The sequence below is a fragment of the Bacillus sp. AFS029533 genome (assembly GCF_002585125.1).
Classification (GTDB): domain Bacteria; phylum Bacillota; class Bacilli; order Bacillales; family Bacillaceae_G; genus Gottfriedia; species Gottfriedia luciferensis_B.
This window is the reverse complement of sequence record NZ_NUQC01000064.1, coordinates 1-11943: the sequence shown is the minus strand read 5'-3', so window position 1 is coordinate 11943 and position 11943 is coordinate 1. Positions and strand designations below refer to the sequence as shown.

Here is an 11943-nt window from a genome sequence, read left to right as displayed (position 1 = left end):
GTAATTTAATTGACAAAGTTTTTTTCAACAGCGTGTAAAAATGAACCATTTTAAAGGTTCATTTTTTATTATATACATACCAAGAAATCGCAATTAAATAACCGATAAACGGCGATGTTCCATAACCTATAATCGGCACTGGGAAGTTTCCAAAAAAGCTTGAAAGAATACTAATTGAAAAATAAATCCCTAGACTAAATGATAATGGTTTTGCACTGTTTGGCGGAAATAAGAAAAATGGCATTAGTAAAATTAAAAGTGAAATTACTGCTAAGATTAGCCATCCTATTCCCATTTTCTTTACTAAACTTAAAATGTCCTCAACATAAGAAACTGAGGAAAGTTGATCTAAGTGAGACCAGCTTAAAATAATTAAAAGTATAAAAACAATTAAAAAGAGTATTTGAACGCTTTTATTCTTTTTTAAATTTAGTAATAGAAATGAGATAGCGATTGTAAAAGCTGTTAGTTGAGATGCACCAGGTTGAAAAAGTAATAATGCTGTAAAAAATAATGAAAAACCAAAAGTAACCCAAAATGGTTTTGATTTTATTAAGTTTGATAGTTGAATTATTACTAATGGAACGAAAACTAAAGCGATATTAAATCTTATTGGACCAATTGCTATCCAGCGATGTACACCATGTAATCCTTTGTCCAAAAAGGTAAGTAAAAATAATATGAGTATGCATGTAATGACAATGATATTTGTCTTTTTCTTAGTGGATTTCTGATCTCTACACAGTACTAAAAAGGAGATGATTCCTCCAACAATAGCAATTAAAATATTTTGACCGTAAATGGACGGGGACACTTGGTTATTGATCATGGCAAGTACTCCGATTATCAATGCTGGCATTGTTATGACAAGTGGTAATAAGTTTATTTTTTTAAAATTAAGCATCTTGTTCTAAATGGCCTTCCTTTACAATAGTTTTATATTTGTTTAATTAGATTGCGTAGTTTCTCTAACCCTTTAGCTAAATCATTTTCGCTAACTAGTGAGTAACTAATCCGAAATGAAGAAATATCAGTATTGTTGTTAAAACATGCTACACCGGGTAAGAATGAGATATTTTCATGATTAGCTTTTCTTAATAAATTAAAAATATCTACATTGGTTTTATGAAATGTAACCCACAAATTAAAGCCGCCATCAGGTATCCGAAAATTTAATTGATCATTAACAGATGAAAGTATTTCAACACTTGTATCACGCCGAATTTGTAGAGCAATTCGTAGTTTTTCAACGTGACTTCGCATTCGATCGGTTCGTAGAAATGGTAAAATTGCTTTTTGTGTTAGTAAAGGGCTACCCACATCCATTGAAGCTTTAACCGCAAGTAGCCATTCCAGGACCGGTCCATTTGCTAGCATTGCAGCAATTCTAACCCCGGGTGCTAAAGTTTTACTAAATCCTTTAATGTAGATGACATGGTCTAATTGATCGTAATACTTAATTGGGTAATATTGAAATGCTTTTTCGAAATAAATATCACTAAATGAATCGTCTTCAAGAATAAAAAATTGATACTGTTGTGCAAGTTCAATTAATTCTTTTCTACGACCATTACTCATTGAGATTCCAGTTGGATTTTGAAAGGTCGGGTTAACATAAATTAATTTTGGTGTAAATTTAATACACATATCTTCAATTATGTCTGATCGAATTCCTTCTTCATCCATCTCGACAGGTATTATATGAATCCCCTTATTTATAAAAATATCAAGTGCACCACCATAGCATGGACTCTCGACTATAATTGAATCCCCAGGTTTTAATAGTGCTTGTGCTACTAAGTCAATGCCTTGCTGAACTCCGCTTGTAATAATAAGATTTTCAGCTTTAGATCGTATTTTTTGAAATTCATATAAATGTTTAATAATTTCAGTTCTTAATTCAGAATCACCTTGAACAGGTCCGTAGGTTGTTAATATAGAAGCATCTTCTCTTAATAGTTTTTGCATTTCATCCGCTAAAAATTTATTAGGAAGTAGACGTGGATATACAACTGCTTTTGAAAAATCATATTTTAACTGTTCTCTATTTATTAAATATTGGGATCTTACTATATTGATTCCTAAAGTCTGTTGCCAGTTATTACTTGGATCAACTTGGGATGTTTTTTTTACTTTCTTACTAATAAATACTCCTTTACCTGGCATCACAGTGACATAGCCGTTTGTCTCTAACCATTTATAAGCCTTTCTAACAGTTAAAACGCTTATTGAAAGTTCCTCAGCCAATATTCGTAAAGATGGTAATTTTTTGTTAGGTAAAAGTAGTCCACTTTGAATGCTGCCTGCAATTTGAGTGCTTACTTGGAGATAAATCGGAACTGTTGATTTTTTATGGATTTGAATTTTCATAGATCACCACTAGTTTTTTAGTTATAAATTAGTTGAAAAAAGATCAATCGTCAATGGAAAAAGAGCTAACTGTTATATGCTCTATTATACTGTTATACTCCGACTTTAATATAATACTTTTATCAAAGGGGGGATGAAATGATCATTATTAATTATATTTTTATTTGCATGATTTTCGGTACAACTTTTCTAGCAATAAAATTTGGAATTGAGTCGGGCGTTTCGCCTTTATTTTCAGCAGGCATTCGATTTACATTAGCGGGACTGATTGTTATTTTATATTTCCTTCTTAAAGGGGTAAATGTGAAGAAATTTATTTTTTCAAAACGAATTATGTATATTGGATTCTGCTTAACTTTTATGACATTTTCAACATTATATTGGGCTGAGCAGTATATAACATCAGGGTTAGCTGCAGTTTTGTCTGCAACTGGTCCAATGATGATCTTACTTTTCCAATTAAGGAGAAATAATAAGAGAATTGAGGGTAAACAACTATTAGCGTTATTAATTGCTTTTGCAGGTGTAATTTTTGTCTGTTTACCTGGGATAAGTCAGCATGTCTCTTACTTATGGGTTGCTGCTTGTATCGCAGTATTATTAGGAGAAGCTTTTTACGGATTTGGATCCATTTCTTCAAAAGAAATATTAACAGAATACAGTAGTGTATCGCCATTTTTAATCAATGCTTTTCAAATGTTATATGGTGGAATATTTCTACTATTAGTTTCGTTTTTATTAGAAAAACCGAAAATTGAAAGTTTAAGTTCTTGGGACGCAGTGTGGCCAATATTGTATCTTGTATTTATAGGTTCAATAGGGGGACATGGGTTATACAGTTGGTTACTATCTAAAACGAACCCGGTATTCCCCTCAACATGGCTTTATGTATCACCATTAATTGCAAGTGTCTTAGGTTATTTCGTAATGGACGAACCAATCAAACCAATTATGGCGATTGGTGGCATACTAATATTATCTGGTGTATTCATTGCAAATTGGTCAACGTTTTCTATGTATAGAAAGCAAGGAAGGCTTTTAAAAAAAGAAGTGAATATTTCAAAGTAATATCGTTAATCTAAAAAGTAAGGAAATCCACATGGAACCTGTGGATTTTCTTACTTTAATTATGATTTTTGAACAAATGCCCATATGTAACCGTCTGGATCTCTTAAGCAAAATTCCTTATACCCCCATGGCTGAACAGTAGGTTCTGTGATGACTTTTTCTCCATTTGAGAAATCCAATGGCGTCAATTCTTTTTCCAACACACTTTCAAATAGTGGATCGACTTCACTTACGATTAATTGAAAGACTGCATCAGTATTGGATTGCGTATCTGTAGGATGGAGCATTAGCTCGCCATTCCCTGCTTTAAACCAATACATACCATCATGTCCTCTTAAATATTCAAATCCAACTTTTTCATACCAGCTTTTAGAAGAGTTTGTGTCTATACAAAAAATAACAATATCTAAAACTCCATTCATTTAATCAGCTCCTTTTATTTACTGTACTAACTATTCTTTGCAGAGCAGATGCTTACCTTTTTTATCATTTAAAAAGTAAAAATGAATCACATCTCTAATATTTCAGTTAAAGAGTTTTTTTAATGCCTAGGTTTCTTGAAATAATCTCGTAAGTATCTATAACGTCTTAAAGTTATCAAGTAGATTCATATAATATTAACTAATTAAAGGAGTTCTCTTTGCGTCATTATGTGACTAATGGGAAGCCCTTTTTCAATTGCTGGTCCAAAAAAATAGAGTATGTTTACAAGATTAAATGCAAATTGACAATATTTTTCAGAAATAATATTATATCAAGTTTCGTTATAATGAAATTGTAATTTAATAACTTTAAGAAGATTGGCCGTTTGTAACGATTGGGGCTGAGCATAAGTAAATTTAATTGGTAGGTGAGAAGAATGAACGCAGCTCTATTTAATGAAATTCAATGTATATGCAAAGAGAAAGGCTGGACAAAAACAGATTTGGCTCAGGAGTCAGGTATACATATTAGTGAAATTAGTCGTATTTTCAATCATAAGCGCTCGCTTACACTAAAGTATTTGGATGCCATTTCAGAAGCTATTGGGTTGGAGGAAGGCGCACTTTATTCATATTTTTATGAGGAATGTTTTAATGAGGAACAAATTTTGGACAAGCGTAAAAGTGTACAGTTTTTATTCAAATGCTTTACTAATGGTTATGAGGAGCATTGTCAAAATCTATTACATAAAATGACAACTGAGAAATCAGTTTCGATTCAAATCGATTATTTGAATTATATTTTTTTCGTTGCAGAGGAGCTTTTTAAAGCTGGAAAAGAAGAAAAAGCTTTATTTTTGTACTCCATTATAATTGAATGTGATTCGAAGGACGTTTTAGAACTGTTGGCAATAAGTTATTATAGGCGTTTTTATATTTTAAGAATGACAGAGGATGGTCATAACGCATTGACATATGTGTTGGAGTATCTGTACTGCATGCCGAAAAAAGTTAGAATGGAAGCATATTTATGGATCTCTGCATTTTATTATAGACGTGAGCAATGGGAAGAGGTACTTTACTACTCTGAGAGATTAAGGAAATTGGTTAAAAACGGAGAGTATTATGGTAGAGCACTTATGTATAAAAGCTTTGCGCTTGCACGCCTGGGGGGCTCTTTAGAAGAAATAATAGAACTTACAGAACAATATGCGGGGGTCAATGATTATTTTGCTGATTTAGCTATTGGAAATCGACTTGCATCTTATTTGGATTACGGACAGCTCGAGTATGTAGATCAATATCTTAGTTGGCTAGAAGATAGAGAAGATGTATATGTTGGATTACCAAAGGTACTTGAAGCATTTATTCGTTTGAATCGATTAGATGACGCTAAAAGAATCTTAGATTTATATAAACATACAATTGAAGAATTGATAATAGATGCCGAACCATGGTTAAAACAGAAGGTACATTTGGATTTTCGTTATGCATATGCTTTTTATCAGTGTGAAAGCCTACAGCTGCCAAATGGTTTAGATGAATTACTGGATGTAGCCTATACTGCAAATCAAATTGGCAATTTGGAGAGATTCAATAAATGTCTTCTAATTTATTGGAGATATAAGGACCATGCGACTTCTGATCAAATAAATAAGTATATAAAACTATTAAGTATTAATGGAATAAAGGAGAGCTCTATGCGTAACTTTGCATAGTTCTATTCTATTTGTTTGAAGAAGAAAAAAATTTTTAAAAAAAACACTATTTGACATAATTTTCAGAAAATAAAATTATATCAAGTTTCATTATAATGAACTTATTAAGAAAAGAAAGTAGGGATAGTAGTTGAAAAAGAAAATGTTTAGGAATGTTACAACATTAGCATTAACAACAGGACTTATCAGTACTACAATGACACCAGGTTCCTTTTCACAACAAGTTCATGCACAAGCAACTTCAAAGGTTGAACAAGTATTAGCAAATCTTACTCCGCAGCAACGTGAGGCAATTAAGCAATTGAAATTAAGTGACAAAGAGGGACTACAATTATCTTCTGAAGTCGATCAAACAAGTGACAAGGTTACTTCTGTCATTGTCGAGTTTAAGGAGAAGCCACAGCAGACTGCGGTTTTAGAGGCAGAATCAGATGGTGTAACGCTATCAGCGGATGATGCAAAAGCAAAGGTGGACGAGTCACATGATACGTTCCAAAAAGATTTAAAAACAATTTTTAGCAGTGAATTAAAGTCAAAGAAAAATCCATATTCTATTAAACGTTCATATAAAAAAGCATTTAATGGGGTCTCTATGACTCTTCCAGCGAACAAAGTAAAATCACTGCTTAAATCTAAAGCAGTAAAAGCTGTTTGGAGTGATATGCAAGTTCAAGTTGAGCCACCTTCAATCAGTGATGTATCAACAACTAAGCAAGCAGCAACTCATACAATGGTTACATTTCCTGGAGTTGAAAAATTACATCAAGAAGGTTTTACAGGCAAGGGAGTAAAAGTTGGTATTCTTGATACTGGTATTGATTACAATCATCCAGATTTAAAAGGGGCATTTAAAGGTGGATACGATTTCGTTGATAATGACAATGACCCAATGGAAACGACATATGCAGATTGGAAAAAATCTGGCCAGCCAGAATTATCTTCTAACGGAGAGGCCTACTATACTGAACACGGAACTCATGTAGCTGGAATTATTGCTGGACAAGCTAAAAATGATGCAGACTTTGCTGTAGAAGGTGTTGCACCAGAAGCTGATCTTTATTCTTATCGTGTACTAGGCCCATATGGATCTGGTTCTACATCAGCTATTTTGGCGGGGATTGATAAAGCAGTGTCAGATGGAATGGATATTATTAATATGTCTCTTGGAGCGAATTACAATGATCCATTATATCCTACGAGTATTGCAGTAAACAATGCTGTTCTTGCAGGGGTAACAGCGATTGTCGCAGCAGGTAACTCTGGGGATCGAATGTATTCACTTGGTGCTCCTGGTAATGCACCTTTAGCAATTACAGTTGGAGCAAGTGACACATCTGTTTCAATTCCGAGTTTTACGGGTGCATTACATTCTTCAACAGGTGATTTACCTGCAGATTTAAAGTTAGCTGCTAAAAGTTTAACTGATAATGTAGGTGATTTTGAAGGACAAACATTACAAATGGTAAATGTATCATTTGGTGGTGAGGCTAGTTATTGGATGGGGGCTGCTGGTAATTCTGATCCAATCGATGTAAAAGGAAAAGTGGTGTTAGCACAAAGAGGTAGTTATGGAATTACTCAAATTATCTCGACAGCTAAAGCGCATGGAGCAAAAGCCGTTGTATTATATGATACACAAGTTCCTTTAGGTGACGTTTACCTTGGAGATGGCTATGGCTTACTTCCAACATTTTTACTAAGTTACGCACAAGGAAGTGCCCTAGCTGCTAAATTGCCTTTAGTTGGGGCATCTAAAGGTACATTTCTTGGCTTCACATTTAGCAATATGAAGCAACAAGTGACAATTGGTGATAAATTAGCGCCTTTTAGCTCACGTGGTCCATCCCGTGTGTTATACGATATTAAACCAGAAGTAACGGCACCTGGGGTATCTGTTTTCTCTACTGTTCCTTCTTATATGCATGGAGTTGATCAAATTGGAAACTATCAATACGCATATGAGCGTTTATCTGGAACGTCAATGGCAACTCCTAATGTTGTCGGTGTAGCAGCATTATTAAAACAAGCTCATCCTGATATGTCACCTTCAGATATTAAAGCAACTTTGATGAACACAGCAGATCCTTTATCTGATAAATACAGTGTATACGAAGTTGGTGCTGGTCGTGTAAACCCATATGATGCTGTTCATGCTCAGACGGAAATTCAAGTAAAAGACAAAACGTCGACTGTAAAAGAAGTAGGAAATTCTATTACAACTCTAGCAGATAAGGGAATCAAACAAATAAAAAACATTACTGGTGCACTAAGCTTTGGTGAACAACCTGTTACTGGTAAAGACTTATCAGATAATCGTTCAATCACGTTATTTAATAAGAGTTCCGTCGATAAAACATATGATGTAAAGGTACAATTCCAAACGTTGGATGCACGATATACAAATGATTCTAGAGCAGATCAAGATGCTTCTGCTAACGGGGTTACATTAGATGTTAAATCTTCTGTAAAAGTAAAACGATATGGCAGTGCAAATATGGATGCGACAATTAATGTTCCTAAAACAGCAAAGCTTGGAACATATGAAGGGTATGTAGTATATACAAACCAAAAGGATCCTAATGATACTTATAAAATTCCATTTGCTATTCATACTGTAAAAGAAGGTATCGACTACTTAACGGGTAATCCACCAGCGTTTACAGTGCCATATGAAGCGGCGAGTAATGCGACAAGATGGTCAATTGGCGTAAACTTCAAATTAAATTCACATATGCGTAATTTTGATTTCTTCCTTGTGGATCCAAAAACAGACAAAGAGTTTGGATTCTTAGGTTCAGCTGATGGAATGGGAGCAGATGAGAAAATTGAGTATTATTTCCGTGGTGTTCTGAATAATGGTCAATACTATCCATTAACTGGTGATTCAGATAACCTAATTGCATATGACCTTAAAGAATTAGATCCAGGATTATATAAAATTAGAATGGTAGGCACAAACGATAAAGGTGAAACTTTCACGGCAGATGCACCGGTTTACAATGGGGTTAAAGAAGCAAAGGTAACAATGAATAATATGAAGGCTGGCGGTATTTACGAAACTACTAATCCAACTGACACGAAAGTTACTGTATCAGGTAATGTATTTGATAAAGAAATAGACGAGATGAAAGCAGCAGGCATTACTGCATCTCAGGCTGACAATAATTTTACTTATTATAATCCTAATAATTCTCAGGAAAAAAGCATTTCACTAGACTCACAAGGTAATTTCAACGCTGAAATACCATTAAGTACATCTGGTCCAGTTGTTAATGCTATTACTGAGTACGATTTCTCAGATTATACTAAATCAACTGTAAGAAATTACGGTAGTTTTATTGATGCATATTTTGTTAGAAAAGGAACTGCATACACAACTGCTATTGCTGACAAGCAACGTATAAATATGGGTGAATCTACTACATTAACGTTCTCAACAAAAAATGTGAAAACAAATGTAAAGAAAGCTGAATTCACTTTCCTTTATCCAAGTCAGTACCTTAATTTAGTGAATGTTCAACCGAACTCGTCATTCAAAGGTAAACTAGATGTACAGTATACAACTGCTCAATTTAATAGTTCATTAACTAAAATGACAATCACTGCGACAGCAACTGGAGATTTAGCAAATGCCGGAATCGCTGGAGACGTATCATTGGTAGACTTAACATTAAAAGCAAAAGACCAATACTACAAAGGACCAATGAACTTCTACAGTGCAACAGGTTCAAGTCGATACTTTAACGCTGTTTATACGAATGTCGATAATACTACTGTGACAACACAAGGAATTCAACCATATTTCTATATTACACCAACCTATTCATTAATGAGAGCACAAGTTCAAGCTGAAGGATTAATGTCGTTCGCTGGAGAACCTATGGCGAAACAAATTGACTTCAATAAAACAGGTTCAAAAATTAGTGTGAAAGACGTAAATGGTAAAGAATACGGTGTATCTGATCCTTTAGGTTACGCTGGCAGTCTAGCACCATCAGCATTTAGAACGAGATTACCAATTACAGATGAAGATTTTACATTAAAAATTGATGTGCCAGGTCACTTTACTTTCTCTAAAGACTTTACAATCGGAGTAAAAGAAGACGGAAAAGTTACAGCTGGATCAAAACCAGTGAATTATGACTATATTCCTGGAGGAGATGTAAATAAAGATAATGTCATTGATGTAAAGGACGCTTTATATATCCAAACTTATTGGGGTACAAATAAACGTGATGCGGACATTAACTATGATGGTGTTGTTGATGCAAAAGATATGCAATATGTAATCAATAACTACCTAATGCAAAATCCATGGAATGACAATTCACCAAAAGCAGCGACAAAGTATAAAGGTGAAACATTAGATAATGTTTTACAAGCACTTGGATTAGAGTAATACAATAACTAGTTAAACGGTAACCTACAAAAGGTTACCGTTTTTTTTATGCTGTAGAAAAAATGAAGATTTTTAAAAAGCTAATTTGTATGATGTGATTGCTATTCTTAGTTTATTTAATTTAACTGGCAATTAAGTAATGATTATTCTAGATCATTTTTATTAAAATTTGAAGATGTTGATTGGAACGGAAGAATACCCGACTCCTATGAGGTATGCGGGAAACCTGAGACCCCCGCAGGAACGATGAGGCTCAGCTCATGCCCCATGGAAAGCGGGAATCCTGAAGTGAAAATCAACTAACAGATTAATTCTTTAAAAACATATAGAAATTTTGGTTCCTAAATTTAAATGAATTATTGATTATTTTACCAAGGAATTGTGAAAAATAACTTGATGCAGAAGAAATTTAATCAATTATACATATACAGTTATATAAGAATAATTTTAAAAGATTAATAAACGTTGTGATACAATGGATTAGTCGTTTTTTGAGTAAATATATGAAACAACCATTATTATTTATAATGATATAAAATAGAAAGTAAGGTAAATATAATGAATAAATTTTCAAGTTTAGGTTTAAGTGAGGAATTAACTGAGTATCTAACTGAATTAGGGATAACAGAGCCTACCCCGATTCAAGAGAAAGCAATTCCAATCGTATTTGAAGGGAAGGATTTAATAGGACAGGCGCAAACAGGAACTGGTAAAACATTTGCATTCTTATTTCCAATCCTTGAAAGAATTAATTTAGAATTACCTCATACACAAGCATTAGTAGTTGCTCCAACAAGAGAGTTGGCTCTTCAAATTACTGCTGAGGCTAAAAGGATTGTTAGTGATGATTTTGGAGTACTTGCTGTGTACGGCGGACAAGATGTTGAACAACAAGCGCGTAAACTAAAAAGTGGTGCACATTTAATCATTGCAACACCTGGTAGACTTTTAGACCATTTAAGAAGAGGAACTATAAATTTAGATAAAGTTGATTTTCTAGTGCTTGATGAAGCAGACCAAATGTTACATATTGGATTTTTACACGAGGTAGAAGATATTATCAATCATACTCCTGTATCGAGACAAACTTTATTATTTTCTGCTACAATGCCAGATCAAATCCAATCACTTGCAAAGCGTTACATGAAAAAGCCAGAAATTATTAAAGTAAAAGCGAAAAGAATTACACTAGATGAAATTGAACAATTAATTATTGAAACAACAGATCGCGGAAAACTTAATGCCTTATTGAATCAAATCAAAGAAGCAGAGCCGTTTCTAGCAATCATTTTTTGTAGAACAAAAAGAAGAGCTAATAAATTAAATGAACAGCTAAAAGGAAAAGGTCTTTTATCTGAAGAACTACACGGAGATTTAACCCAAGGCAAGCGTGAAAAAGTTATGAAATTGTTCCGCGAAGCTAAAATACAATATCTAGTTGCAACAGATGTAGCAGCCAGAGGAATTGATGTCGAAGGTGTTACTCACGTGTTCAACTATGATATACCATTGGATACAGAAAGTTATGTACATCGAATTGGTAGAACAGGACGAGCAGGAGATACTGGTATTGCGATTACATTTGCTACTCCAAAAGATTTTCAAGATATGAGAGTAATTGAAAAAGAACTTAATCTTTCAATTAAGAGAATTGAAATGGAAAGAGGAGAACGTTCAGACAGAGCGGATAGAACAGAAAATGTAGGTAGAGCAGAAAGAACAAGAATTGCAGGTAGGGAAGAAAGAACAAGAAATGCAGGTAGAGCGGAAAGAACAGGAAATGCAGGTAGAGAAGAAAGAACAGGAAATGCAGGTAGAGAAGAAAGAACAAGAAATGCAGGTAGAGCGGAAAGAACAGGAAATGCAGGCAGAGCAGAAAGGACGGGAAATGCAGGCAGAGCAGAAAGAACGGGAAATGCAGGCAGAGCGGAAAGAACAGGAAATGTAGGCAGAGCAGAAAGAACAG

General features: G+C 34.0%; 7 protein-coding genes. 4 read left to right on the top strand and 3 right to left on the bottom strand.

The annotated features are described in order from the left end of the window. Positions 1-58: 58 nt before the first annotated feature. Entirely contained in the window at positions 59-904 is an 846-nt protein-coding gene (locus COE53_RS22450; RefSeq protein ID WP_098948747.1) for an FtsW/RodA/SpoVE family cell cycle protein, read from the bottom strand. 32 nt (positions 905-936) lie between these two features. After that, positions 937-2370 carry a MocR-like pyridoxine biosynthesis transcription factor PdxR gene (gene pdxR, locus COE53_RS22445; RefSeq protein WP_098948746.1) on the bottom strand — a complete coding sequence of 478 codons (1434 nt, stop codon included), beginning with the start codon at positions 2368-2370 and terminating at the stop codon, positions 937-939. A gap of 138 nt (positions 2371-2508) precedes the next feature. Between pdxR and COE53_RS22440 the strand changes: the two genes are divergently transcribed. Further along, the gene (locus tag COE53_RS22440; RefSeq protein WP_069035266.1) at positions 2509-3438 is read left to right on the top strand and encodes a DMT family transporter; all 930 of its coding nucleotides are present in this window, start codon (positions 2509-2511) and stop codon (positions 3436-3438) included. A 59-nt stretch (positions 3439-3497) separates the two neighbouring features. On the opposite strand, the gene COE53_RS22435 is transcribed toward COE53_RS22440, so the two are convergent. Continuing rightward, a complete protein-coding gene (locus tag COE53_RS22435) occupies positions 3498-3860 on the bottom strand; it encodes a VOC family protein (protein WP_091023176.1) in 363 nt (120 codons plus the stop codon). Between the two features lie 437 nt (positions 3861-4297). Between COE53_RS22435 and COE53_RS22430 the strand changes: the two genes are divergently transcribed. The 3 genes from COE53_RS22430 to COE53_RS22420 all read left to right on the top strand — a co-directional run. Beyond that, on the top strand, positions 4298-5578 hold the full coding sequence (locus COE53_RS22430; protein ID WP_098948745.1) for a helix-turn-helix domain-containing protein: 1281 nt from the start codon (positions 4298-4300) through the stop codon (positions 5576-5578). 130 nt (positions 5579-5708) lie between these two features. Next, complete coding sequence (locus tag COE53_RS22425) at positions 5709-9977, top strand: S8 family serine peptidase (RefSeq protein WP_098948744.1); 4269 nt, start codon at positions 5709-5711, stop codon at positions 9975-9977. Between the two features lie 558 nt (positions 9978-10535). Beyond that, on the top strand, positions 10536-11943 hold a 1408-nt coding region (locus COE53_RS22420), incomplete at its 3' end, for a DEAD/DEAH box helicase (protein WP_142350428.1).

Bases quoted from the DNA above. Each gene is read 5' to 3' on its own strand.
- COE53_RS22450 (WP_098948747.1), bottom strand. From the start codon at position 904: ATGCTTAATTTTAAAAAAATAAACTTATTACCACTTGTCATAACAATG.
- pdxR (WP_098948746.1), bottom strand. From the start codon at position 2,370: ATGAAAATTCAAATCCATAAAAAATCAACAGTTCCGATTTATCTCCAA.
- COE53_RS22440 (WP_069035266.1), top strand. From the start codon at position 2,509: ATGATCATTATTAATTATATTTTTATTTGCATGATTTTCGGTACAACT.
- COE53_RS22435 (WP_091023176.1), bottom strand. From the start codon at position 3,860: ATGAATGGAGTTTTAGATATTGTTATTTTTTGTATAGACACAAACTCT.
- COE53_RS22430 (WP_098948745.1), top strand. From the start codon at position 4,298: ATGAACGCAGCTCTATTTAATGAAATTCAATGTATATGCAAAGAGAAA.